Source organism: Mycolicibacterium sp. SMGY-1XX, from assembly GCF_059132455.1.
In genome coordinates this window covers 3814891-3837129 of record NZ_CP101139.1, presented here as the reverse complement: position 1 = coordinate 3837129, position 22239 = coordinate 3814891, and the positions used below count along the sequence as shown (strand labels likewise).

Here is a 22239-nt window from a genome sequence, read left to right as displayed (position 1 = left end):
AATTGCGAACCCCGGTCCGCCGATCGCTGATCTAGTCTTGCGGGATGACCGACCAAGACATCGCCACCGCCCGCCGTGAGATCTCGAAGGCTCTGTTGACGGCGCTCGATCGACGCCACGAGGTGCTCGATGTCATCGTCGACGCCGAGGACCAGCCTGCGGCGGTCGCGAAGATCGCCGAACTGCTCGGGATCTCCACACGCGGCGCTGAAGCGGTGGTCGGCCTGTCGTTCAACCGCCTGACGCGGCAGTCGCGCCGCAAGATCGCCAAAGAGCTCGACGACGACAACAGCCAGCTGAGCTTCCTCCTGGGCGAGCGTCCCGCCAGCCTGGACGAGAGCCTGACTCTGCGGCCGTTCGACGGTGCCGCCGATCGCGACATCTTCGCGGCCAGGACGCAGGAAATCGGTTCGGCCGGTGACGGTTCCGGTGCGCCGGCCGGTGGTCTCGACGACGAGATCAACGCCGCGTTGGCTCGGGTACGCGCCGAGGAAGCGGCTTGGTTCGTCGCACTCGAAGGCGATCAGAAGGTCGGGATGGCATTCGGCGAACTGGTCGACGGCGAGGTCAACGTCCGGATCTGGATTCACCCCGATCACCGCAAGAAGGGCTACGGCACGGCCGCGCTCCGCCGCTCACGCAGCGAGATGGCCGCGTACTTCCCGGCGGTGCCGATGGTGGTCCGCGCGCCGGGTGCCACGCCGCGGTAGACCCCGGCGCATGCCTGCGTAACCTCGTCGGAGTGACTGTGCGCGCGGGCATCGTGGTGACCGGAACCGAAGTACTGACCGGACGGGTTCAAGATCGCAACGGCCCCTGGCTGGCTGATCGGCTACTCGAACTCGGCGTCGAACTGGCCCACATCACGCTGTGCGGGGACCGCCCCGAGGACATCGAGGCACAACTGCGCTTTCTGGCCGCCGAAGGTGTGGACCTGATCATCACCAGCGGGGGACTGGGACCCACCGCCGACGACATGACCGTCGCGGTGGTGGCTCGCTTCTGCGGGCGCGAGCTCGAACTCGATGTCGAACTCGAAGAGCGGATCGCCGACATCCTGCGTCGGCTCAATGCGGCCAGGGGCCGGACCGTCGACTTCGAGGCCGTGCGCGCCGCCAACCGGAAGCAGGCGCTGGTGCCGGTGGGAGCCGCCGTGCTCGAGCCGGTGGGAACCGCGCCCGGAGTGGTGGTGGCGGGCAGCCCGACGGTGGTCGTGCTGCCCGGTCCGCCGCGGGAACTGCAGCCGATGTGGCGCACCGCGGTGCAGACCCCGGAGGTGCAGCAGGCGATCTCCGGTCGCACCCACTACGAGCAGTCGACGATCCGGATGTTCGGCCTGCCCGAGTCCGCGTTGGCCGAGACACTGCGTACGGCCGAGACCACCGTGGAGGATTTCGACCGGCTGGAGATCACGACGTGCCTGCGCCGCGGTGAGCTCGAGATCGTCACCCGCTACGAACCCGATGCCGCGCCGGTCTACGCGGCGCTGCAAACAGTGCTGCGCGACAAGCACGCCGACGCGGTGTTCTCCACCGACGGTTCCCTGGTCGACGACCAGGTGGCCGCCCTACTGGCCGGTCGCACCATCGCCACCGCCGAATCCTGCACCGCGGGCCTGGTGGCGGCGCGGCTGGCGGACCGGTCCGGCTCGTCGGCGTACCTGCTGGGCTCGGTGGTGGCATACGCGAACTCGGCGAAAACCGAACTGCTGCAAGTGGATCCAGCGCTCATCGCCGAACACGGGGCGGTATCCGAACCCGTCGCCGAGGCGATGGCCGCGGGCGCGCTGGCCCGATTCGGCGCCGATACCGCGATCGCGGTCACCGGTATCGCGGGACCCGGTGGCGGCACTGCGGACAAGCCCGTCGGCACGGTGTGCTTCTCCGTGCGAACTTCCGACGGGCGAGTGCTCACCAAGACCCGGCAGCTGCCCGGCGAACGGGCCGATGTGCGGGAGCGCTCGACCACCGTGGCCTTCCACCTGCTCCGGCAGTTGTTGAGCTAACTCTGCTCGTCCCACAGCACGAGCATGCTGCGCAGGATCTCCTCGGCCCGGCCGAGGCCGGCCAGATGGCTCTCACCGGCCAGTGGATACAGCTCGGCGTCGGGCAGCCGGGACACCACGTGCTCGCCGTGGGCGAACGGCACGATGTGGTCCTTGTCGCCGTGCCACCACCGCACCGGCACCTTCACCTCGTCTAGCCGAAAACCCCAGTCGCGGGCGAACACCACCACATCGGCGAACGGCGCGGCCAGCTGTTTGCGGCTGCCGTTGAGCAGATCGTCGAGAAACATGGCCCGGAATTCGGGACGCACGAGCAGCCGGCGGTCGGCCTCCGGGGAGATCCGGGCGTAGGCGTACAGCGCAGGCGTGGCCACCGGACGGATGAGCTGGATCAGCGCCGTGGCCGCCATCCGCAACGGGAACCCGGCCACCTCGATGAGCGGAGCCACCGTGCTGCCGAAGCCCATCACACCGCCGCCGATCGCGTCGGGGCCGACGGTCGGGGCCACGCCGCCGAGGACACCGACGGCCAGTACCCGTTCCGGCAGGGCGGCCGCGCAGCCCAGTGTGTACGGACCACCACCGGACAGGCCGATGACGATGAACTTGTCGATGCCGAGGGTGTCGGCGATGGTCCTCAGGTCATGGGCGAATTCGCCGACATTGGCGTATTGGAACGGGGTGGACGAGCCGATTCCGGGCCGGTCGATGCCGATCAACCGGATGCCCTGTTCTTCGGCGAACACCCGGGCCTCGGTGGGAATCTGCCTGCGCGCGCCCGGCGTGCCGTGCAACCAGAAGAACGCTTTGCCTTGCGGATCGCCGAATTCAGCGAAGCCGATCTGCCGCTGAGCGTCCACGGCGATGTTGCCCTCCAGCTTGGGGCGTTCGATCGGGGGAACCATCCGCAAAGTGTCGCATGCGCCACAGCCGCACCGGCGCGGGTTCTAGCTCACCCAGCCGGCGGGTCGTCGATCCGTCCAGGGCGCGGCTTCCTCCAACTGGGCGGCCAGTTGCAGCAACACCGTCTCGTCAGGCGCCATCAGCTGCACGCCGATGGGCAGCCCGTCGTCGCTGACACCGAGCGGCAGTGAGATCGCCGCCCAGCCGGTCACATTGGCCAGCGACGTCCATCCTGTCGTGGCGAACTCGACGTCGAAGAAGGCCCTGGTGCTGCCGCGGGGCTGATCCAGCAACCCGTACCCCGGCGGCGGGGTGAGCAGGGTCGGCACCAGCAGTACGTCGTGGCCGCGCATGCCGTCGGCGAAGCGACGCGTCTGTGCGTGGACGGCGCTGATGGCTCCGGCATAGGCCACGCCCGTGGTGGTGAACCCCTCACGCACCATTTCCCATGTGCTGGGCTCGAATTCGTCCTCACGGGGTTCACGGCCGAGAACCTCGGTGGCCAGCGCGTGCAATCCCGCGTTGCTGACGGTGTGCAGGACGGCGATGGCGTCGGCCACCGCGTCGGCGTCGATACCGGGGGCACCCGAGTCGACGTGATGGCCGAGGTCACCGAGAAGCCGCGCAGTGGCTTCGACCGCCGCGACCACCTGCGCGTCGGTGGCTGGACCGGGGAACGGGGACTCGGTGGTCATCAACACCCGTACGCCGGGCAGCGGCCGGCTCAGGGCGTCGAGGAAGCTGGTCACGGGGAGTGCAGCGGTGTACGGGTCGCCCGGCGCGGAACCGGTCGCGATGTCCAGCAACGCGGCGCTGTCACGGACGGTCCTGGTCAGCGCGTGCGCGTTGACCAGACCCTCGAGGCTGTGCCCGGCGTCCGGTGCGAACGACGACCGCCCGCGCCGCGGTTTGAGCCCCACCAGGCCGCAACACGAGGCCGGTACCCGGATCGAGCCGGTGCCGTCACCTCCGGACGCGGCGGGAACCACCCCGGCGGCGACGGCGGCTGCCGAGCCGCCGCTGGAACCACCCGGGGTGACGGCCTTCGACCACGGGTTGATGGTGGGACCGAACAGTGACGGTTCGGTGGTGCAGTGATTGCCCCACTCGGGGGTGTTGGTCTTCCCGAAGATCACCAGCCCGGCGTCCAGATACCGTTGCACGATCCAGGACGTGTCGGTGGCGATGTGGGTCCGCAACGCCCGTGAGCCCATCGCTTCCGGCGTGCCGGCGAGCGCGGCCCCAAGGTCCTTGAGCAGGAATGGAACTCCGGCCACGGGCGCCGCACCGCCGGAACGCAGTGTTCGGGCGGTGTCAAGGGCGGAAGCCTGGTTGCGGGCCCGGTCGAACAGATCGGTGATCACCGCATTGAGCCCCCTGGCGGCTTCGAGGCGGATCAGCGCCGCCTCGAGCAGTTCGACCGCTGACAGTTCACCCGCCGCGGCCAGCGCTGCCTGCCCGAGCGCGTCCACTGAGGCCAATTCGAAGGCCGAGGATGTATCCATCGACATCAGGCAGATGCACCTACTGCCATCTTGATCTGAGTCGAGTTCTCACCCTGCTGTCCCATCAGCGTGGTGTAAGCCTCCATGACCACCTCCCCGGCGTCGTTGGTACACACGTTGCGGGTCACCACTATGTCGGCGCCGAAACGTTCGTCCACCGAATCGATCTCCAGCCGTGCGTGCAGCTTGTCGCCGGCCAGCACCGGCTTGTGGAAGACGAACCGCTGGTCCACCTGCACGATCCGCATCGTCTCCATACCGACGTCGACGTGCTTGAAGAAGTCCTGTTGGACCAGCAGCGCAAAGATCGCCGTGAAGGTCAGAGGCGCCACCAGGTCGGGGTGTCCCAGCTCGCGTGCGGCGGCTTCGTCGTAGCTGGCCGGGTCTTCGACCTTGACCGCCTTCGCATACTCCCGCACCTTTTCCCGACCGACCAGGTAGTGGTCTGGGTAGGTGTGGACCATGTTTCGGATATCGGTCTTGAGCGCCACGGCGGGGTCCTCCGTCCTGGGAAGGAATAGCAGACGATGAATCCAAAACCACGATAATCAAGATCGGGATTTCGGCAATTTCTCAGACCTCGGACTCGCTGCCGGTCACGCGCCGCCGATACGTCGACGGGGTTTCCCCGGCGAAGTAGGAGAAGGCCCGGGTGAACGAACTGACGCTGTCGAATCCGACAGCGGTGGCGGTTTCGCGCACCGTCTGATCCGGAGCCGCCAGCAGGGCCATGGCGCGCAACATCCTGGCATGCAAAAGGTATGTGCGCCAGGACAATCCGAGGGTGTCCTGGAACAACCTGCGCAGAGTGCGTTCTGACACCGCCACCGCACGGCTCACATCGTCGATGGATACCGAGTCCAGATGCTGTTTGGTGTAGGTGGTCGCGGCCTCGACGAGGGGATGGTCACAGGTCGGCAGGCTCAGCGGCGCTTCGTGATCCAGGGCCTCGGTGACCAGATTCGCCAGCGTCCGGAAGAAGCCGTCCGACACCGGACAGCCCTGCTCACGGTCGATGGGCCAGCGCAGTGCGTAGATCATCATTTCCCGGATCAGGGGAGACACCGCCAGGATGCGGGCCCGGTCGACGCCGGTGTCGATCAGCGCCGGATCGAACATCACCGCGACCGTACGCACCTCGGGATTCATGATGGCCTGGTGTTCCAGCCCGGCCGGGATCCACGCGGCCTGCTGCGGGGGCAGCAGGTAATGCGCGGCCGCCGTCTCGACCTCGACCACGCCGGCGATGGCGTATTCGATCTGGTGTACCTCGTGCGAATGCCAGCCCGTGATCAGCCCGTCACCTTCGTAGAGGTAGCTGCCGGCCAGGGCTTTGCCGCCCCGGCGCAGCTCGATGACGGGCAAGGTGGCCGATTCGGATAAAACTCTGTCCGATGGCGCAGAGACGGTCATGAGAACACAGGGTAGTTGTTGAATCATGAATCTCAACGACATGATTCTGGTGAGTATCGACGACCACGTCGTGGAGCCCCCCGACATGTTCCTGAATCACGTCCCCGAGAAGTACAAGAAGGACGCCCCCATCGTCGTCACCGATGACAAGGGTGTCGACCAATGGATGTATCAGGGCCGGCCGCAAGGGGTCAGCGGCCTCAACGCCGTGGTGTCCTGGCCCGCCGAGGAGTGGGGACGTGACCCGGCGGGGTTCGCCGAGATGCGTCCCGGCGTGTACGACGTGCACGAGCGGGTCCGCGACATGAGCCGCAACGGCATCCTGGCCTCGATGTGCTTCCCGACGTTCACCGGGTTCTCCGCGCGGCACCTGAACATGCACCGTGAAGAGACCACCCTGGTGATGGTGTCGGCCTACAACGACTGGCACATCGACGAATGGACCGGCACCTACCCTGACCGCTTCATCCCCATCGCGGTATTGCCGACCTGGAATCCGGACGCCATGTGCAAGGAGATCCGCCGGGTGGCCGCCAAGGGCTGCCGTGCGGTGACCATGCCGGAACTGCCGCACCTGGAAGGCATTCCGAGCTACCACGACGAGGACTACTGGGGCCCGGTGTTCCGGACCTTGTCCGAGGAGAACGTGGTGATGTGCCTGCACATCGGCACGGGCTTCGGAGCAATCAGCATGGCGCCCAACGCCCCGATCGACAACCTGATCATCCTGGCCACCCAGGTCTCGGCGATGTGCGCGCAGGATCTGTTGTGGGGTCCGGCGATGCGCAACTACCCCGACCTGAAGTTCGCCTTCTCCGAGGGCGGAATCGGCTGGATTCCCTTCTATCTCGACCGCAGCGACCGGCACTACACCAATCAGAAGTGGTTGCGGCGCGACTTCGGCGACAAACTCCCCAGCGACGTATTCCGGGAGCATTCGCTGGCCTGCTATGTCACCGACAAGACGTCGCTGAAACTGCGTCACGAGATCGGCATCGACAACATCGCCTGGGAATGCGACTACCCGCATTCCGATTGCTTCTGGCCCGACGCTCCCGAGCAGGTGCTGGCCGAGTTGACCGCCGCCGGCGCCGACGATTCCGACATCAACAAGATCACCTGGGAGAACTCCTGCCGCTTCTTCGGCTGGGATCCGTTCGCGCACACCAAACGTGAGGACGCCACCGTCGGCGCCCTGCGCGCCACCGCCACCGACGTGGACACCTCTATCCGGCCGCGCAAGGAATGGGCACAGCTCTACGACGAGAAGCGCTTCGCCAGAGCGTGATCACGTGACTCGACGGCTTTCCCGGTGAGCCCCAGGGCAATCAACACATCGGCCGCGGTGATGACCAAACCGGCGTAGTACATCCACTTGAGGCCCGGTTCGGGCTGCGCGGTGAAGAACACCAGCAGGAAAATGGGGCCGACGATGCCACACAGGAGTACGAAAAGCTGCACGCGTACGTAGAGCCACAGGATCTGTAGCCGGGTCACGGCCAGAGCATAACGGGGGCCGGTGCCTATCTGTGGGCGAGGACGGTGTCCAGCACCAGATCCGGGCGCGCCCACAGCAAGGCGCCGCCGGCGCCGGCCACCACTTCACGGCGGGCGCCGCGGATCCGGTTTGTCAGGTGCTCTCCGAGGTCGGGGGAATGTACGGCGTCCTCCGCGCCGAAGAGGATGTGCACGTCCACGGCGGGGCAGAACAGCTCCGCGGGCCAGGACGTCATCGCCAGCACGGTGTCGCGCGCATAACCCGCCGCACCGCCGGTGAAGGCGTCCTGCAGAGCCGCCCGGAACAGCGCCTGGAAGTCCGGACGCCGGTACACCGCGGCGTCGCACGCCGGGTAGTCGGACATCACCATGGTGTACAGCGCGTCGGGGGTGTAGTGAGCGAGGTCCGCCGCCAGTGCCTCCGGGTCGGCAGCGACGGCCGCGACCATCTCGCGATAGGCGGCGGGCAACAGCGCGGTGATCGGTGGGTATGCCACGTCGTCGATGGGGGACACCAGGACCAGCCCGCGTGCCCACGACGTGGCGGCCAGCGCCAACGCGAACGGGGCGCCCTGCGAGTTGGCGATCACCGACACCGGTTGGCCCACCACGTCCCGCACCAGCTCGCCGAGATCGTCGGCCACAGAGCTGAAGGTCTTGGCCGGATCGGCGGTCGACCCGCCGAGCCCCGGCCGGTCCACCGACAGCAGTCGGACATGGCGTCGATCCAGCAGCGCGTCGTCGCCGAACCTCATCAGGCGGCCGGATCCGGCGCCCGGGATGAACAGCACCGGTGTGCCGCCGGCAGGTCCATACGCGCGGTACGCCAGGTGGCGGCCGTCGCGCAGCTCGATCGCCGTCACAGCCGCCGCGCCCGGGCCAGCCAGGCGGGTTCGGCCACCCGGGTGCCCGGCGGCAACCCGACCGTCTCCGCCTGCGCCTGCTGCACCACCCCGGAGTAGGTGGTCTCGGTCAGACTCTCGAGCAGCCAGCCGGCGCCGAACGCATCGCGCACGGCGGACTCGCTGACCTGTGGCCCGAAACCGCGCCCGCGGTCGGACAGGGCGAGCACATGCACCACGCCCCCGGTGCGGCAGGTGCGCGCCAGACTCGCGATGTAGCGGGCGCGGTCGGCGGCATCGAAGATGTGGAACAACGCGCTGTCGAGCACCGTGTCGAACGGGGGTTGTCCCGACAGGTTCATCGCGTCCGCCACCTCGAAACGTGCCTGCACGCCGTGGGCGGCGGCATTCTCCCGTGCCCGAGCCACCGCATGAGGCGCGAAATCGACGCCGAGAACGTCGTAGCCCAACGACGCCAGCAGGATGGTGTGTTCACCTGTGCCGCAACCGATGTCCAGCACCCGCCCGCGGATCAGGCCGGCGCGTTCCAGCTGCACGACAGCCGGTTGCGGCGCGCCGGTCACCCACGGTGGTGTGCCGGTGCGGTAGGCGTCGTCGAAGCGGTCCCGGTTCGGCGTCTCCCAGTTCGTGGTCATGACGGTAAGTGTTCAACATCAACACCGGTTGAGGTCAAGCACCCTCCGGCCGGCTCGGTGGTACCGTCGCGGTGTCAGCCCGGCAGGATCGATTCACCCTCCACCACAATGGGTTTGGCTTCCAGTGGCCGTGCCGCCGGGCCTTGGGCGACGCTGCCGTCGAGGTTGAACTTACTCCCGTGACACGGGCAGTTGATGGTGCCGTCGGCCACCGCGTTGAGACGACACCCGGAGTGGGTGCAGACATTCGAGAACCCCTTGAACTCGCCCGCCACGGGCTGTGTGAGTACCACGTCGTCGACGATGATGCCGGAGCCGACGGGTACCTCGCTGGTGCTGGCCAGCGCCGCGGGCGCGGCAGCAGATCCGCCGGTGTCGGGTGCTTGCCCGGAGGTGGGCGGTTCGGCCGTCGACTGTTCGGAGTAGGTACTGCACGCGGCGATTACGGCGGCGGCACCGCCGACGCCGAGACCGGCCAGGAACCGAGGGCGGGAGAGCTGGGGCTGTGGAATGTCCATTGTGGGATCTTCGTCCTCGGGCATCAGAACGTCAGGCCATTGCGCTGGAAAAACCACAGTGCCGAGGTCAGCCACGTGTAGACCAGCACGAAGAACAACACCCCACCGGCGATCGGAAGCACCCACGCACGCAGGCCGGAGCGCGTGAGCAGCAGCATCTTGGTGACGAAGGCGCCGTAGAACAAGCAGCCGAACAGCGAATGGAACAGCACGCGGGTGTCGGTGGATCCGAAGCCCAGCGCGTAGAGGCAGTGCACGGCCACCGGCAAGCTGGCCAGCACCGCGACCCGGCCCGACCAGACGTGTGCGTGCCGCAACCACGCCGGTGTACGGGAGCGCGGCAGCAGCCGGTACATCGCCAGCGCGGACACCATCTGGAACACCGCCAGGCTCACCGCCACCGTGGCCAGCCATGACTTCACCGCCGCCGGGCTGGAGAAGCCGGCGATGTTGACCGCGAAGAAGCGCGGGTCGTGCACCCTGGCGAAGGCGCCGAGGCCCACGGCCACCAACGCCCCGATCAGCACCGCGCCCAGTACACCCGCGGTCGCCGGCGCGGGTGGGACCACCGCCGGGCGGATCTCGGTGTCGGTCTCGGAGTAGGCGTCAGCGGCCATCGGTCACCTCCGGCGCCCGCAGCTGCCAGCTGCGTTCACCGAGCGTCAGCGTTCCGGTGACGGTGCGGCCCTGCAGTCGTGCATCGAGTCCGCCGGCGCGATCGGTGCTCATCAGGTGCACCGCATCGCCGCGGACCGTGCCGGTCATCCAGGTCTCGATGGCAGCCCCATCGCAGACATACGCTTCCGCGGAGCCACCCGTCACCGTCATGTCGACGACGATCGGTGCGCCCGCAGTCGTGACCTGACCGGAATAGGTTGCGGCCGAGGGGAATCCGGCCGGGGGAACGGTCGTCAGGCTGGCGGCCGCCGGGGTGGGTGCCGACACCACAACCGGTCCGGAATCGGGTTCGGCTGTGGTGTTGGCCAGCCACAAGCCGGCCGCCGTGACGGCTACCGCGGCGATCGACAGCAGTGGTGTGTGTGTTTGCATGACCACGATCTTCGGCGCCCCGGCGCCGGCGAGCTTGGAGCCAGTGTGGAGATCGTGTGGAGATTGTCGGGAGCCCGACGCTCAGGCGGGGATCACCACAACCAGCTCGTTGCCGTCACGTTCGACGCGCATCCCGGCGCGGCGAGCCACCGTGGCCACCGCGGCGGCGTCGGTGGGTTCTGCCCGCGAGGACGCCAGCACCCGCGCCAACCGGCCCTTGTGCGCCTTGTTGAAGTGGCTCACCACGGTGCGGCGTCCGTCGGGATGCTCGGCCAGCACGTCGACCCGCACCGCGCCGGGGAGCCGGCCGAGGCCCGCATAGGAGCCGGAGCGCAGGTCCACCACCAGCTCCTGGGCGGCGACAGCGGCGAGCACCGGTTCCAGCGCCGGTCGCCACCGCGCCGACAATGTGGGCCGGCCCGGCAGTTTCGAGCCCGCGGAGAGCCGGTAAGCGGGCACCAGGTCGTGGGCGCGTACCACCCCGAACAACGCGGATCCGACCGCCAACCGGGCCGCGGCGCGGGCGGCGGTGGCACCGCGCAGGGATTCGATGTCCAGCGCGTCGTAGAGCACCCCGGTGTAGCGCCGGATCGCCGGCAGGGTCGGTGCGGTGCGCAGGGCGGCGTTGCGGTCGATCTCGGCGTCCTGGGCCGCCGAGATGCCCAGCGCGGCCCGGCTCGCGGGCCGGTCGGCGGACAGCGCGACGAGGTCGTCGACCAATTCCGCGCGCAGCAAGGTCAGCTCGGGGTGGGTCAGAGTGTCCAGGTTCAGCGGGGGCCCGTCGCCGCCGGTTTGTTTGGTCTCCGAGGGCGGCAGCAGCACGATCACGGCTGGGACCTTAACCGAGCGTCCGGCGCAGACGCCGACGGGTTACATTTCAGGCAAGAAGTGTCACAGGAGGGGTGGAGTTCGATGACAGCAGCCAGCGCCGACATCTGGGACGTGATGTCGACAGCGCGGACCATCCGCCGCTTCACCGATGAACCGGTTGACGACGCGACGTTGGCGCGCTGTCTGCAAGCGGCCACCTGGGCGCCGTCGGGAGCCAATGCCCAGGAATGGCGTTTTGTCGTGTTGCGCTCGGCGCAGCAGCGCGCGGTGGTGGCCAAGGCCGCCGCACACGCACTCGAGGTCATCGAACCCGTCTACGGGATGAGCAGGCCCGCCGACGACGATCACAGCCAGCGGGCCCGGACCTACCGCGCCACCTACGAATTGCACGACAGGGCCGAGGAATTCACCTCGGTGCTGTTCACCCAGCGGCGGTTCCCGACGGCCTCGGAGCTGCTCTTGGGAGGTTCGATCTTTCCGGCGATGCAGAACTTCCTGCTCGCGGCGCGCGCGCAGGGGCTCGGGGCGTGCCTGACCAGCTGGGGTTCCTACGGGGGTGAGCGGCTGCTCCGCGATGCGGTGGGCGTGCCACCGGAGTGGTTGATCGCCGGCCACGTGGTGGTCGGGTGGCCGCGCGGCCAGCACGGGCCGTTGCGCCGGCGGCCGCTGTCGGCCAGCGTGCACCTGGATCACTGGGGGCAGCCCGCTCCCGAACTCACCTCAGCCGCGGGCGAGCAGTAGCGGTACCCGCTGTTCGGCGGTCGTCAGCGAGCCGTGCTGGCCCACCAGCGCCGACTCCAGTGGCTCGACGGTCCGTCGTACCAGGACGGCCGATTCCCGCGCGGCGGCCACGACATCGCCGATCCGGTGCCGCACCCGGTCGCTGACCTCCGCGCCGAACCACCCGGCGGCGATCGCTTCGTCCCGGCCGGCCACCCAGGCGCGGTCACCCAGAGTCGCCCGCCAGGTGTCCAGGACCGCCGCGCCGGCACCGTCGGCCACGTAGACGTGCCGGGCTCGCGGTTCACCGCCGATGCTGTGCACGCCGTCCATCAGGTCCGGCGAGGCGTCGAGGTCCACCGTCTGATCGGCGTCGGCGGTGACCATGCCGTGGTCGGCGACGACGGCGAGCAGGCCACCGGGCGGCAGCGCTTCGACCACGGACTCGACCAGGCGGTCGACCTGACGCAGCTGCATCCGCCAGGCTGGCGACCCGGGGCCGTGCAGATGCCCGATCATGTCGAGATCGGCGTGGTAGCCGTAGCAGAAACCGCGCTCGTCGAGGACGCTTCGCATCGCGTGCGCCAGATCGCCGAGCGCATGCACGCCGACGTAATTGCCGCCCCGAAGCGCGGCGCGGGTCAGTCCGGAGCCGTCGAACTGCGCACCGGACACCACACTGACCGCGACACCGGACCTCGCCGCGCGCTCGAATGTGGTCGGAAGTGGTTGTACCTCTTCGGGTATCAGCTCCTCACGCAGATCCGGCCCCCATGGATGTGGGCGCCAGCGCAGTGCGTTGATCACGCCGGAGTCAGGTACCCGGAACGAGTAGCCCACCATGCCGTGCAACCCGGAGCGGTGGCCGGTGCCCACCGCGGCCAGCCCGGCGGCAGTGGTGGCCGGGAAGCCGACCTGCAGGGTGCGGCCACGCAGCCCGGCCAGTACCGGGGCGTCGTCGGCGTGGGTGTCCAGCAGTTCGGCGCCGAGACCGTCGACCAGAAGCAGACATGCCCCCGATACCTCACCCAGATCGATTTTCGCCTCGAACCCAGCAGCCCCCATCGCGGCCAATATCGCAGGCGCCACGTCGGCGAGGTGGAGTTCGGTGGGATCCGGCTGGGGGAGTGCGGTGGTCATTTCTGGTGCACCGACACCGCGTAGTCACCGCCGCTGAACGGCGTCCGGTCCCACGTCGCCCAGCGCTGCCACAGCCGAAGGCCGGCGGCCTGCGCGTGCCGGTCATAGTCGTCGAGTTGCAGTCGGTCGGGCCGCAGGCTGAAGCCCGCGACCACCAGCCCGCCGTGCCGGACGGACCGGGCGACCTCAGCCAGCGCCCGGGCTTCGCTGCCCGGTGCCAGGAAGATCATCACATTGCCGGCCAGTACGGCGAGATCGAACGCACCGGTCACCGAATCGGTGAGGCAACACAGGTCGGCGTGTGCCCAACTGAGTTCCGGGGCCTTGTCACGTGCGGTCGCCACCATCGCCCCGTCGGAGTCCACGCCGACGGTGTCGAAGCCGCGGGCCGCCAATTCGATTGCCACCCGGCCGGTTCCGCACCCCGCGTCGAGCACCCGGTGCCCGCCGAAATCGCGGAGCAACACCTCGACGAGGTCGGCTTCGCCGTGGACATTGCCGCCGCGCGCGGCCAAGCGCTGCCAGCGCCGGTCGTAATCCTGGCCTCGAGGGACGTGGGCGTCCGTCCAGCGCGTGCTCATGCTTCCGATTCAACACCACCCTTGACATGCAGCCTGGAGGCTGCCTATGGTACCGAAATGCAGCCGAATGGCTGCATATGGAAGGCGAGATGGACGAAGTGTTCAAGGCGCTGTCCGACCCGAGCCGGCGGCTGCTGCTGGACAGTCTCAACGCCCGAGCCGGGCAGACGCTGACCGAACTGTGCGGTGACCTGTCCATGGCCCGGCAGTCGGTCAGCAAGCATCTGGCCGTGCTCGAGGGTGCCAATCTGATCACCACGCGCAGGCGGGGCAGGGAGAAGCTGCACTACGTCAACGCCGAGCCCATCAACGCGATCGCCGACCGTTGGATCCGTCAGTACGACCGCGCGAGGGTGCAGGCCCTCGCTGATCTGAAAACCGCTTTGGAAGGTGAATCAATGACCGAGACAACAGAGTTCGTCTATACCACCTACATCAAGACCACGCCGGAACGGCTCTGGCAGGCGCTCACCGATCCGGCCTTCTCGCAGCAGTACCTGGGTCATGCGATAGTGACGGACTGGGCTGTGGGTTCCACCTACGCCTGGCGCGACGACGAGCTCGACATCCAACATCCCGAGCAGGTGGTGCTCGAGTACCAGCCGTACTCCCGCCTGGCCTTCACCTTCCACACCTTCGTCCCGGAGATCGGCACCGTCAAGGGCATCAGCTCCGAGGTCATCGACAAGGCGGCTGCCGAACCGCGCTCCAAGGTCACCTTCGAGATCGAACCGGCCGAGGATCAGGTGAAACTCACCGTCGTGCACGACGGATTCCCGGCCGGCAGCGTGGTCCGTGGTCTCATCTCCGGTGGGTGGCCCTGGAAGTTGTCGAATCTCAAGAGCGGTCTGGAAGCCGCGGGGGCACTGGTATGACCTCCAGACCCGTGGTGGCACGGGCGGAATGGGATGCGCAGTGGCAACAACTGGTGGCCGAGGAGAAGGAGCTGACCCGAGCCCGTGATGCGTTGGCGGCCAAACGGCGACGCATGCCCTGGCTGTCGGTCGACAAGGCCTACCGCTTCGTCGGTCCGGCCGGTGAGGCGACGTTGGCCGATCTGTTCGACGGGCGCCGGCAACTCGTGGTGTACCGCGCCTTTTTCGATCCCGGTGTGCACGGTTGGCCCGAGCACGCGTGTGTCGGCTGCTCCATGGTCGCCGATCACGTGGGCAATCTGGCACATCTGAATGCCCGTGACACCACACTGGTTTTCGTCTCGCGCGCGCCACAGGACGACATCCGGCGGGTCAAGGCGCGGATGGGGTGGGAAATGCCGTGGTACACACTGACCGACGATTTTGATGCCGACTTCGGTGTGGATCAATGGCACGGCACCAACGCCTTCATCCGGGACGACGGCCACGTCTTCCGGACCTATTTCATCAACAACCGCGGTGATGAGTCGCTCGGTTCCACCTGGAGCTATCTGGACATGACGGCATTGGGCCGTCAAGAGGACTGGGAGGACTCCCCGGCGGGGTACCCGCAGTCCAAGCCGTACCAGTGGTGGAACTGGCACGATGAATACGGTGACGTGGCGGATTCGAGGCATTGACCGGCAGCTCGCGGTGATCGCCTGCGCGGCTGCGCTGTTGGCCGGCTGTGCCAATCCGCAGGCGGCTACCCAACCCACCGGTCAAAGCAGTACAGGAACCACCACACGGAGCCCTGCAGCACCGGCCACAGAGAGCACCCCGAGACCAACCACCACCACCGTCGCCCAGCCCCGGCCCCCGATCGTCGAGCCCGTGACGCGGGAACAGCTGGGCGCCACGTGGCGGCCGGGCTGTCCCGTCGGGCCCGAGCAGCTGCGTCTGGTAGAACTGGACCATCGTGGGCTGGACACCCTCACGCACCGCGGCCGAATCGTGGTCCACCAGGACCTGGTCGACGAGGTCATCGCGGTGTTCGACCGGCTGTACCGGCTCGGGTTTCCCATCGAGCGGATGCAGACCGTCGAGCGTTATCCGAACGCCGACGACGAGCTGTCGATGCGCGACAACAACACCTCGGCGTTCAACTGCCGGGACATCCCCGGCAGCGGAAGCTGGTCATACCACGCCTACGGACGAGCCATCGACGTGAACCCGCGCTTCAACCCGTACATCGACCGCACCGGAGCCTTTCAACCCGCCAACGCCGAGGTCTACCTGGACCGCAATCGCATCGATCCCGGTCTGTTGAAAGACGGCGACGCCGCGGTGCGCGCCTTCACCGACCACGGGTGGCAGTGGGGTGGCCACTGGCGCACGCCGAAGGACTACCAACATTTCGAATGGCAGTGACGCTCAACCCCTTTTGCGGGCCTGCCGTTTGATCTTCTCCGGCAGCGCCTCCGCGGCCAGCAGGTGAGGCAGGAGCTCCGGCTCACCCATGATCGCGCGGAACACCATGCTCACCGTGATCTCGTGATCCGGGCGGCTGGCCACCACCACCTGGTCACCGGCGCGCACCGTGCCCGGTTCGATCACCCGCAGATACGCCCCCGGGGTCGCGGCCTGGGTGAAGGTCTTCATCCAGCCGCGGAGGTCCAGGAACTTGGCGAAGGTCCGGCACGGTGTCCGCGGTGAGGACACCTCGAGCACCAGGCCGTCGGAGCCGACCTGCCACCGTTCACCGATCCGTGCGCCGGTGACGTCGATGCCCTGGGTGGTGAAGTTCTCGCCGAAGATCCCATTGGGCAAGTCGCGGCCCAGCTCGGTCTCCCACGCATCGAGATCCTCGCGCGCGTACGCGTAGACCGCCTGGTCGTCACCGCCGTGGAATTTCGGGTTGCCGATCAGATCGCCGACAAGACCGCTTCCGAGGCCGCCCTGGCGCGGGCCGGGTCCGCGGACCTCGATGGCGTCGGTGGTCGGCCGCTTGTCGATACCCGTGGACAATTCGGGCTTGTCCGGGCTGACCCGCGGGTGAGCGAGGTTGACCGTCAGGATGCGAGACATCGTTGCACGCTCAATACTTGGGCAGCCGCACGACCTGGACGAAGAACTCGTCGATCTGACGGACGGCGTTCATGAACTGGTCGAGGTCCACCGGCTTGGTGACATAAGCGTTGGCGTGCAGTTTGTAGCTGCGCAGGATGTCCTCCTCCGCCGAGGAGGTGGTGAGCACGACCACCGGGATCAGTGACAGATCGGCGTCGGACTTGATCTTCTCCAGCAGCTGCCTGCCGTCGTACTTCGGCAGGTTGAGATCCAGCAGGATCAGATCCGGGCGCGGGGCATTCTCGTACGGCGCGCGACGGTAGAGAAAGTCCAAACCCTCCTGACCGTCGTGTGCGACGTGCAGCGTGTTCTTGATCTTGTTGTGCTCGAACGCCTCACGGGTGATCAGCTCGTCGCCCGGATCGTCCTCGATGAGCAGGACATCGATGGCGCGGCCTGCGTCGCTCATGTGTTGCTTCCTTCCAGTGCCGCAGGAGTTCTGTCGGCGCGGGGTTCCGTCGTTTCGGATGATTTTGTCGGGTCGGTGGGCAGGGTGAAGAAGAACCGGGTGCCCCCGGTGTAGGAGGTGTCGATCCAGATGCTGCCACCGTGGTGTTCGACGATCTTGCGGCACACCGCCAGCCCGATACCCGTCCCGGTGTAGCTATCGCGGCCATGCAGGCGCTGGAAGATCACGAAGACCTTGTCGGCGAACTCTTCCTCGATACCGATGCCGTTGTCGGACACCGACAGCACCCAGCTTCCGGTGCGCTCACCCGTGCCCTTCTCACAGTCGATGACGATCCGCGGCGTCGTATCGGGTTTCCGGAACTTCATCGCGTTGCCGATCAGGTTCTGCCACAACAGTGCCAGAAGGGTCGGATCGCCGACGAGGCGGGGAAGCGGTGTGTCGGGCCGGACGATCTCTGCCTCGGTGTCCTCGATCGCGGCCTGCAGATTGGCCAGCCCGGAATCAAGGGTGGCGCCGAGGTCGACCTCGGTGTGTGCCGCGTTGAGCCTGCCCACTCGTGAGAACGCGAGCAGGTCGTTGATCAACTGCTGCATTCGTTTGGCACCGTCTACCGCGAACCGGATGTACTCGGTGCCGCGTTCGTCGAGCTTGTCGCCGTAGCGCTTCTCCAGCAGCTGGCAGAACGACGCCACCTTCCGCAACGGCTCCTGCAGGTCATGTGAGGCCACGTAGGCGAACTGTTCCAGTTCCGCATTGGAGCGCCGCAGTTCGACCGCCTGCTCATCGAGTACCTCGGCCTGCTGCGCGAGCTGGATCCGGGCGGCGGTGGAGGCTTCGAGATCGTCGACCACCCGCTGCCGCATGTCTTCGACATCGCTGGCGATCGCCCGGATGTCCTTGGGTCCCTGCTGCGGGATGCGCTCGCTGAAGTATCCGTCGGTGATACGCCGGCACGCTGCGGCCAGTGCGTCCAGCGGTTTGGTCACCGCGGTGCGCACCAGGATCGCCAACAGTCCGGCGGTGATCAAGAACGCGACCACGACGCCCTCGAGCACGATGTTGCGCCAGGTGTTGACCCGGTCCAGATCGCCCCCGGCAACATCACGGGCTTCCGCGAGGTGCTCGTTCTGGACGGAGAACAGCTGCCGAAGACGGTCGAAGTTCTGTTTGCCGCGCTCGGCGGTGGCCGGGTCCACCAGCGTCGGGGTGCCGGGCTCGACGCTGTCGATGACGGGCTCGGCGTAATCGGTGCGCCAGGTGGCCGCGGCTTCCTCGATCGCGTCGAGATCGGCGATCAGCTCCGGGCGTCCGGTGAGTCGCTGCCGCATGACATCCGCGGCCTCTCGTTCCAGGCGCTGGCCGTCGTAGTACGGCGCCAGGAACTGGCGGTCGGCCGAGATCAGGTAACCGCGCAGTGCGGTCTCCTGATCCCGCAGGGCGGCCTGGAGCTGATAGGCCGAGATCCGGGACGGTCCGATCTCCTCGGTCAACTCGTCGACCACCCCGTCGGACCGGCCGAGCAACAACACCGCGGCTATGCCGCCGGCCAGCACCACCACGCCCATGATGGACAGCACCAGGTTGAGCCAGCCCTGGACCGTCAGTCCGCGGGTGGGCCGGCGACGGGGCCGGATCGTGGGTTGGCTCACCGGGCGGTCCGTTCCACCCGGACCACCGCGATGTCATCGGTCAACCCGCCGTGGTCGCGGGCCCGTTCCTCAGCGCCGTCGATCAAGGCGTCGACGAACTCGGGGCCGGGAAGGTCGGCCAGAGAACGCGCCAGTTCCAGCAACCCGTCTTCGCCCAGGCGCTCGTTGCCGTGGCCGGAGTGTCCTTCGAACAATCCATCAGTGAGCAGCACCAGGCCGTAGCCGGGCGGCAGCTCCACCTGTTGAGCAGCCCAGTCGCCCGAGCGCAGCCCCAGGGCCGGGCCGCCCGGCGGCTCCACCCATTCGACCGTGCCGCCGCCGTGCAGCAGCATGCCGGGATGGCCGGCCCGCACCGCGGTGATGGTGGGACTGTCGGGAGGGATCGCCAGGCTGAGCACCGTGGCGAAGATCTTGTTGCTGGCGCGTTCGGCGTGCAAGATGCGGCCGAGCTGACGCATGCGGTCCGAACCCCGCAGCCCGGCGAAGGTGAGCGCACGCCAGGCGATGCGCAAGGCGACACCCAGCGCCGCTTCGTCAGGACCGTGGCCGGCAACGTCGCCGATCATGACGTGCACCGTGCGGTCCGGTGTCTGGACGAAGTCGTAGAAGTCGCCGCCCAGCAGGGCGTTCTCCCGGCTGGGCCGGTACTTGGCCACGATGTCGACGCCGGGATCCTCGAACAGCAGCGGTGACGGCAGCAGACCACGTTCCAGGCGTGCGTTCTCCCTCGCCCGGAGCTGGCTGGCGTGCAACTCCACGGCGGTGAGTTCGGCGCGCTTGCGCTCGATGGCGTACAGCACGGCCCGGCGCAGCATCTCCGGCTCGACCCGGCCCTTGACCAGATAGTCCTGTGCGCCGGAGGCCACCGCGGACACGCCGAACGGCTCGTCGTTGAGTCCGGTCAGGACGATCACCGGCACGGTGGCATCAAAGGCGGCGATACGGTCCAGGGCCGCGATGCCATCAGCATCGGGGAGGTTGAGATCGAGTAGTACACAGTCCGGCCGGGAGGCGGCGAGCTCGCGTTCGGCGTCGGCCATCGACGGCGCCCACACCAGCCCGATATCGGCCGCGGTGTCGGCGATGAGTTCTTCGACCAGCACGGCGTCGGCGCGGTCGTCTTCGACGAGGAGAAGCGACAACCGCTGGCCGTACGGATGAAACTGCAAGACCGGCGCCGGTTCCGGGATATGCGGCGCAGTCATCGACAAATCATGATCCTTTTGGTCACAGCCATTCAGCAGCGCAACCCGTGCTGGAGTGCGACGTGTCGACTTTACCGCTTGCGGGTGTGACGCGTCCCGCCGCCTGGCAATTCGCGTGTGGTGCTCGTGACGGCGAAGGCCGAATCGACATTAAGCAGAACGCTGCAGCAACGGCAACAGCAGGCTGCGCTGCGTCGTCCGCGCGTCGGCGAAGTCGTGCAACGCGTCCGCGACCGACTCGACCACCGGTAGCAGCCTGTCGCGGATGTCCTCGTCGAACAGCACGGCGGCGGCGCTGCCGACGACGACTGCCCAGTCCACATCCGCCAGGGCACAGAGATCGTCGACGGTGCGCAGCAGTTCGCCGCCCTCGGCGGTGACGAGCCGGACCTCGCCGAGATCGAGAACGAAGGACGTGTCGGGAAGGACGAACCGCGTCACTTGCGTGGTCACAGCCTCGATGTTGTCCGCTGTCACCTCCCCGCGGACCGACACCACAGTCGCCAGATGCCGCGAGCAGGCGCGGACGTCGGCGTTGCCCAACCGGATACCGGGAGCGATCATCGCGGCCTCGTTTCCCCAAAGTGACCGAACTGTGATCAAAGTAACCGGGAAATCTAAGCCCGTCGGGCGATTCAGCTAATGCTTTGGTAAGAAACAGCTGTCACCTCACCCTCACGCGGCTTCCGACGTCAAAAAGCTTGCGGGAGAAAACAATCGGCAACCGCCCAGCAAAGGTCAGCGCGGGTGCGGCGCGCGACGTCGGCAGGGCCGCGGCCGGCAAACCCTTGCGCTCATGGGTCCACGACGTGGAGTAGGTGGACCAGTTCCGCCTGCCGATGGGTGTCGGTCTTGTCGAAGATGTGCTGCAGATGAGTTCGGACGGTGGTCAGCGATACTCCGAGTATCGCCGAGATCTGCCGGAGGTCGGCCCCGCGCATGATGTGCAGCGCCACATCGGCTTCTGCGTGGGTCAGGTGGTAGAGCCGCCGTAGCACCACCGCGGTGGGGTCGGGTTCGTCCTCGGGGTCGATGACGAGCATCAGCGCCGCCCCCCGCGCGCAAGCCTCGGTCGAATTCGCGGGTATCACGTGCAACACGTACGGGCGCCTGCCCGACGGCCGGGTGCATGTGAACGACTGTCCGACACGGACACCGGCGTCGTCGCCGATGGCCGCGGCAGCCAGCGCGGCGTGGAGTTCGGCCGCGCTGCGGGTGTGGCACGTCGTCACGCGACCGCTGCGCACCGTCAGGCCGTCGCCTTCGGCCAGGATTTTCTCGGCTGCCGGATTAGCCTGCAGCACAACGCGATCGGCGCTCACCGTCATGATGCCGTGCCGAATGATCTCCAAAGCGCCCACCAATCCGGCCAATTCGCCGGTCAGGACGGCGATCTTGTCCTTGATGCGCATGGCCTGCTGCAGGTGCGGGACCAGTTCACCGAGCACCTTGACCCGTTCCGCCGTGTCGAACGACCTGGGGGAGGCGACGACGAGGCACGTCGGTTGGGTGCCGGGCGTGAGCCGGACGAACAGCCCGTCTTCCAACCGATTCGGCTTCATCCATCCGGTGTAGAACTCGGTGTTGTGCACGGGGGCGATGAGTTCGCTTCCCGTCCTGACCTCGCCCACCGGCCCGGCCTGCACCGCGTCGAGCACGATGTCGAGGCGGTTGTAGTACTCGGCATAACTGCGCGCGGCGTCCTCGGGCAGATTGGAGTTCTCGATCGACCACACGGGTCCGGTCGGGATGCACAGCGCGGCAGATATTCCGCCGAGGGTCCGGTGTAATTCGCGGAGGGCCTGTTCCCAGTACTGGGGAGCCACCGCCGCCGTGTAGATGCCTGAAACTAGGCGCGAGTATTCCTCGATCGAGACCATGGCATGTGAACCGTCCTCCGTGACCCGGTCGCAGCCTAGTCCGATCTCATCCATCTTGATGAGGTTTTCCGGCGGCCGTAATGGTTCTGTGGAAGTGGTCGAAACACCGACTTTGAATCGATGTCTGCGGTTCAAAGTCGGTGTGTCGCAGCGAGATCGAGAGGAAGTCATCATGTCGCTCTTGCCCTGGGGACGTAGCGTGGCAGCCGGTCTTCAACCCACGCCGGCACCGGTACCGGACGCCGAACAACAGGCGATCAGCCACTCGTCGCCCACCCACCCGCACCATCTGCGGTTGTCCATCTCGTCGGCGCTGGCACACATTCCGCATTCCCTGCCGGAGCCGCATGTGCACTACCCGCCGCTGCATCCCAGCTACCTCGAGTCCTCCCGGTTGATGCGGGAGATGACACACCTATGAATGAGCGGCGCCCCGCGAGCGAAAAGC

Annotated in this window: 27 protein-coding genes; 8 read left to right on the top strand and 19 right to left on the bottom strand. The window is 67.4% G+C overall.

Annotated features, from left to right (window positions below; all coding sequences use genetic code 11):
- Nucleotides 1-44 precede the first annotated feature (44 nt).
- Both NL241_RS18565 and NL241_RS18560 read left to right on the top strand, forming a co-directional pair.
- Nucleotides 45-710, top strand: coding sequence for a GNAT family N-acetyltransferase (locus tag NL241_RS18565; protein ID WP_494394673.1), 666 nt, complete (start codon nt 45-47; stop codon nt 708-710).
- Between the two features lie 32 nt (nt 711-742).
- Nucleotides 743-2005: a competence/damage-inducible protein A gene (locus NL241_RS18560; RefSeq protein WP_494394672.1), complete on the top strand. Its 1263-nt coding sequence runs from the start codon at nt 743-745 to the stop codon at nt 2003-2005.
- Here NL241_RS18560 and NL241_RS18555 read toward each other — a convergent pair.
- The 4 genes from NL241_RS18555 to NL241_RS18540 form a co-directional block, all read right to left on the bottom strand.
- The gene (locus tag NL241_RS18555) at nt 2002-2910 is read right to left on the bottom strand and encodes an alpha/beta fold hydrolase (RefSeq protein ID WP_494394671.1); all 909 of its coding nucleotides are present in this window, start codon (nt 2908-2910) and stop codon (nt 2002-2004) included. The two genes, NL241_RS18560 and NL241_RS18555, sit on opposite strands and share 4 nt — an antisense overlap.
- Nucleotides 2911-2952: 42 nt before the next feature.
- On the bottom strand, nt 2953-4413 hold the full coding sequence (locus NL241_RS18550) for an amidase (RefSeq protein WP_494398336.1): 1461 nt from the start codon (nt 4411-4413) through the stop codon (nt 2953-2955).
- 5 nt (nt 4414-4418) lie between these two features.
- Entirely contained in the window at nt 4419-4904 is a 486-nt protein-coding gene (hadC, locus tag NL241_RS18545) for a (3R)-hydroxyacyl-ACP dehydratase subunit HadC (RefSeq protein ID WP_494394670.1), read from the bottom strand.
- An 82-nt stretch (nt 4905-4986) separates the two neighbouring features.
- On the bottom strand, nt 4987-5826 hold the full coding sequence (locus tag NL241_RS18540) for an AraC family transcriptional regulator (RefSeq protein ID WP_494394669.1): 840 nt from the start codon (nt 5824-5826) through the stop codon (nt 4987-4989).
- Between the two features lie 25 nt (nt 5827-5851).
- Between NL241_RS18540 and NL241_RS18535 the strand changes: the two genes are divergently transcribed.
- Nucleotides 5852-7114 carry an amidohydrolase family protein gene (locus tag NL241_RS18535; RefSeq protein ID WP_494394668.1) on the top strand — a complete coding sequence of 421 codons (1263 nt, stop codon included), beginning with the start codon at nt 5852-5854 and terminating at the stop codon, nt 7112-7114.
- Here NL241_RS18535 and NL241_RS18530 read toward each other — a convergent pair.
- The 7 genes from NL241_RS18530 to yaaA form a co-directional block, all read right to left on the bottom strand.
- The gene (locus tag NL241_RS18530) at nt 7084-7323 is read right to left on the bottom strand and encodes a hypothetical protein (RefSeq protein WP_487695480.1); all 240 of its coding nucleotides are present in this window, start codon (nt 7321-7323) and stop codon (nt 7084-7086) included. The genes NL241_RS18535 and NL241_RS18530 overlap by 31 nt on opposite strands.
- Before the next feature lie 26 nt (nt 7324-7349).
- Entirely contained in the window at nt 7350-8186 is an 837-nt protein-coding gene (locus NL241_RS18525; RefSeq protein ID WP_494394667.1) for an alpha/beta fold hydrolase, read from the bottom strand.
- Nucleotides 8183-8821 carry a class I SAM-dependent methyltransferase gene (locus tag NL241_RS18520; protein ID WP_494394666.1) on the bottom strand — a complete coding sequence of 213 codons (639 nt, stop codon included), beginning with the start codon at nt 8819-8821 and terminating at the stop codon, nt 8183-8185. The genes NL241_RS18525 and NL241_RS18520 overlap by 4 nt, the downstream gene beginning before the upstream one ends.
- A gap of 74 nt (nt 8822-8895) precedes the next feature.
- Entirely contained in the window at nt 8896-9339 is a 444-nt protein-coding gene (locus NL241_RS18515) for a Rieske (2Fe-2S) protein (RefSeq protein ID WP_494394665.1), read from the bottom strand.
- Nucleotides 9340-9362: 23 nt separating this feature from the next.
- Nucleotides 9363-9956 carry a DUF6529 family protein gene (locus NL241_RS18510; protein ID WP_487695485.1) on the bottom strand — a complete coding sequence of 198 codons (594 nt, stop codon included), beginning with the start codon at nt 9954-9956 and terminating at the stop codon, nt 9363-9365.
- Nucleotides 9946-10389, bottom strand: coding sequence for a hypothetical protein (locus tag NL241_RS18505; RefSeq protein ID WP_494394664.1), 444 nt, complete (start codon nt 10387-10389; stop codon nt 9946-9948). The genes NL241_RS18510 and NL241_RS18505 overlap by 11 nt, the downstream gene beginning before the upstream one ends.
- An 81-nt stretch (nt 10390-10470) precedes the next feature.
- A complete protein-coding gene (yaaA, locus tag NL241_RS18500) occupies nt 10471-11217 on the bottom strand; it encodes a peroxide stress protein YaaA (protein ID WP_494394663.1) in 747 nt (248 codons plus the stop codon).
- Between the two features lie 84 nt (nt 11218-11301).
- Between yaaA and NL241_RS18495 the strand changes: the two genes are divergently transcribed.
- Nucleotides 11302-11961 carry a nitroreductase family protein gene (locus NL241_RS18495; RefSeq protein ID WP_487695489.1) on the top strand — a complete coding sequence of 220 codons (660 nt, stop codon included), beginning with the start codon at nt 11302-11304 and terminating at the stop codon, nt 11959-11961.
- Here the strand turns inward: NL241_RS18495 and NL241_RS18490 are convergent.
- Together NL241_RS18490 and NL241_RS18485 are read right to left on the bottom strand one after the other, a co-directional pair.
- Complete coding sequence (locus tag NL241_RS18490) at nt 11941-13080, bottom strand: alkaline phosphatase family protein (RefSeq protein WP_494394662.1); 1140 nt, start codon at nt 13078-13080, stop codon at nt 11941-11943. The two genes, NL241_RS18495 and NL241_RS18490, sit on opposite strands and share 21 nt — an antisense overlap.
- Entirely contained in the window at nt 13077-13661 is a 585-nt protein-coding gene (locus NL241_RS18485; protein WP_494394661.1) for a class I SAM-dependent DNA methyltransferase, read from the bottom strand. Before NL241_RS18485 ends, NL241_RS18490 begins: the two co-directional genes overlap by 4 nt.
- A gap of 89 nt (nt 13662-13750) precedes the next feature.
- Between NL241_RS18485 and NL241_RS18480 the strand changes: the two genes are divergently transcribed.
- Genes NL241_RS18480 through NL241_RS18470 form a run of 3 tightly spaced genes read left to right on the top strand, consistent with a single transcriptional unit; the run spans nt 13751 to nt 15946 of the window.
- Nucleotides 13751-14536, top strand: a complete 786-nt coding sequence (locus NL241_RS18480; RefSeq protein ID WP_494394660.1) for an ArsR/SmtB family transcription factor — start codon at nt 13751-13753, stop codon at nt 14534-14536.
- Nucleotides 14533-15216: a DUF899 domain-containing protein gene (locus NL241_RS18475; protein ID WP_487695496.1), complete on the top strand. Its 684-nt coding sequence runs from the start codon at nt 14533-14535 to the stop codon at nt 15214-15216. The genes NL241_RS18480 and NL241_RS18475 overlap by 4 nt, the downstream gene beginning before the upstream one ends.
- The gene (locus NL241_RS18470) at nt 15182-15946 is read left to right on the top strand and encodes a M15 family metallopeptidase (protein WP_487695497.1); all 765 of its coding nucleotides are present in this window, start codon (nt 15182-15184) and stop codon (nt 15944-15946) included. The genes NL241_RS18475 and NL241_RS18470 overlap by 35 nt, the downstream gene beginning before the upstream one ends.
- A gap of 3 nt (nt 15947-15949) precedes the next feature.
- Here the strand turns inward: NL241_RS18470 and NL241_RS18465 are convergent, their stop codons facing one another.
- From NL241_RS18465 to NL241_RS18440, 6 genes are all read right to left on the bottom strand, one after another.
- Nucleotides 15950-16603, bottom strand: coding sequence for an MOSC domain-containing protein (locus tag NL241_RS18465; protein ID WP_494394659.1), 654 nt, complete (start codon nt 16601-16603; stop codon nt 15950-15952).
- A 10-nt stretch (nt 16604-16613) separates the two neighbouring features.
- Nucleotides 16614-17054, bottom strand: a complete 441-nt coding sequence (locus NL241_RS18460) for a response regulator (RefSeq protein ID WP_487695500.1) — start codon at nt 17052-17054, stop codon at nt 16614-16616.
- The gene (locus NL241_RS18455) at nt 17051-18622 is read right to left on the bottom strand and encodes a sensor histidine kinase (protein ID WP_487695604.1); all 1572 of its coding nucleotides are present in this window, start codon (nt 18620-18622) and stop codon (nt 17051-17053) included. The genes NL241_RS18460 and NL241_RS18455 overlap by 4 nt, the downstream gene beginning before the upstream one ends.
- A gap of 80 nt (nt 18623-18702) precedes the next feature.
- Nucleotides 18703-19911 carry a PP2C family protein-serine/threonine phosphatase gene (locus NL241_RS18450; RefSeq protein ID WP_494394658.1) on the bottom strand — a complete coding sequence of 403 codons (1209 nt, stop codon included), beginning with the start codon at nt 19909-19911 and terminating at the stop codon, nt 18703-18705.
- Between the two features lie 150 nt (nt 19912-20061).
- Entirely contained in the window at nt 20062-20475 is a 414-nt protein-coding gene (locus NL241_RS18445) for an STAS domain-containing protein (protein ID WP_494394657.1), read from the bottom strand.
- A 230-nt stretch (nt 20476-20705) separates the two neighbouring features.
- Nucleotides 20706-21845 carry a helix-turn-helix transcriptional regulator gene (locus NL241_RS18440; RefSeq protein WP_494394656.1) on the bottom strand — a complete coding sequence of 380 codons (1140 nt, stop codon included), beginning with the start codon at nt 21843-21845 and terminating at the stop codon, nt 20706-20708.
- Nucleotides 21846-21963: 118 nt separating this feature from the next.
- Between NL241_RS18440 and NL241_RS18435 the strand changes: the two genes are divergently transcribed.
- Nucleotides 21964-22212: a hypothetical protein gene (locus tag NL241_RS18435; protein ID WP_494394655.1), complete on the top strand. Its 249-nt coding sequence runs from the start codon at nt 21964-21966 to the stop codon at nt 22210-22212.
- Nucleotides 22213-22239 lie beyond the last annotated feature (27 nt).

Coding starts and splice junctions, on each gene's coding strand:
- NL241_RS18565 (WP_494394673.1), top strand. CDS start 45: ATGACCGACCAAGACATCGCCACCGCCCGCCGTGAGATCTCGAAGGCT.
- NL241_RS18555 (WP_494394671.1), bottom strand. CDS start 2,910: ATGGTTCCCCCGATCGAACGCCCCAAGCTGGAGGGCAACATCGCCGTG.
- NL241_RS18550 (WP_494398336.1), bottom strand. CDS start 4,413: ATGGATACATCCTCGGCCTTCGAATTGGCCTCAGTGGACGCGCTCGGG.
- NL241_RS18540 (WP_494394669.1), bottom strand. CDS start 5,826: ATGACCGTCTCTGCGCCATCGGACAGAGTTTTATCCGAATCGGCCACC.
- NL241_RS18535 (WP_494394668.1), top strand. CDS start 5,852: ATGAATCTCAACGACATGATTCTGGTGAGTATCGACGACCACGTCGTG.
- NL241_RS18520 (WP_494394666.1), bottom strand. CDS start 8,821: ATGACCACGAACTGGGAGACGCCGAACCGGGACCGCTTCGACGACGCC.
- NL241_RS18515 (WP_494394665.1), bottom strand. CDS start 9,339: ATGGACATTCCACAGCCCCAGCTCTCCCGCCCTCGGTTCCTGGCCGGT.
- NL241_RS18510 (WP_487695485.1), bottom strand. CDS start 9,956: ATGGCCGCTGACGCCTACTCCGAGACCGACACCGAGATCCGCCCGGCG.
- NL241_RS18505 (WP_494394664.1), bottom strand. CDS start 10,389: ATGCAAACACACACACCACTGCTGTCGATCGCCGCGGTAGCCGTCACG.
- NL241_RS18495 (WP_487695489.1), top strand. CDS start 11,302: ATGACAGCAGCCAGCGCCGACATCTGGGACGTGATGTCGACAGCGCGG.
- NL241_RS18490 (WP_494394662.1), bottom strand. CDS start 13,080: ATGACCACCGCACTCCCCCAGCCGGATCCCACCGAACTCCACCTCGCC.
- NL241_RS18485 (WP_494394661.1), bottom strand. CDS start 13,661: ATGAGCACGCGCTGGACGGACGCCCACGTCCCTCGAGGCCAGGATTAC.
- NL241_RS18480 (WP_494394660.1), top strand. CDS start 13,751: ATGGACGAAGTGTTCAAGGCGCTGTCCGACCCGAGCCGGCGGCTGCTG.
- NL241_RS18475 (WP_487695496.1), top strand. CDS start 14,533: ATGACCTCCAGACCCGTGGTGGCACGGGCGGAATGGGATGCGCAGTGG.
- NL241_RS18470 (WP_487695497.1), top strand. CDS start 15,182: ATGAATACGGTGACGTGGCGGATTCGAGGCATTGACCGGCAGCTCGCG.
- NL241_RS18465 (WP_494394659.1), bottom strand. CDS start 16,603: ATGTCTCGCATCCTGACGGTCAACCTCGCTCACCCGCGGGTCAGCCCG.
- NL241_RS18460 (WP_487695500.1), bottom strand. CDS start 17,054: ATGAGCGACGCAGGCCGCGCCATCGATGTCCTGCTCATCGAGGACGAT.
- NL241_RS18455 (WP_487695604.1), bottom strand. CDS start 18,622: ATGGGCGTGGTGGTGCTGGCCGGCGGCATAGCCGCGGTGTTGTTGCTC.
- NL241_RS18450 (WP_494394658.1), bottom strand. CDS start 19,911: ATGACTGCGCCGCATATCCCGGAACCGGCGCCGGTCTTGCAGTTTCAT.
- NL241_RS18445 (WP_494394657.1), bottom strand. CDS start 20,475: ATGATCGCTCCCGGTATCCGGTTGGGCAACGCCGACGTCCGCGCCTGC.
- NL241_RS18440 (WP_494394656.1), bottom strand. CDS start 21,845: ATGGATGAGATCGGACTAGGCTGCGACCGGGTCACGGAGGACGGTTCA.
- NL241_RS18435 (WP_494394655.1), top strand. CDS start 21,964: ATGTCGCTCTTGCCCTGGGGACGTAGCGTGGCAGCCGGTCTTCAACCC.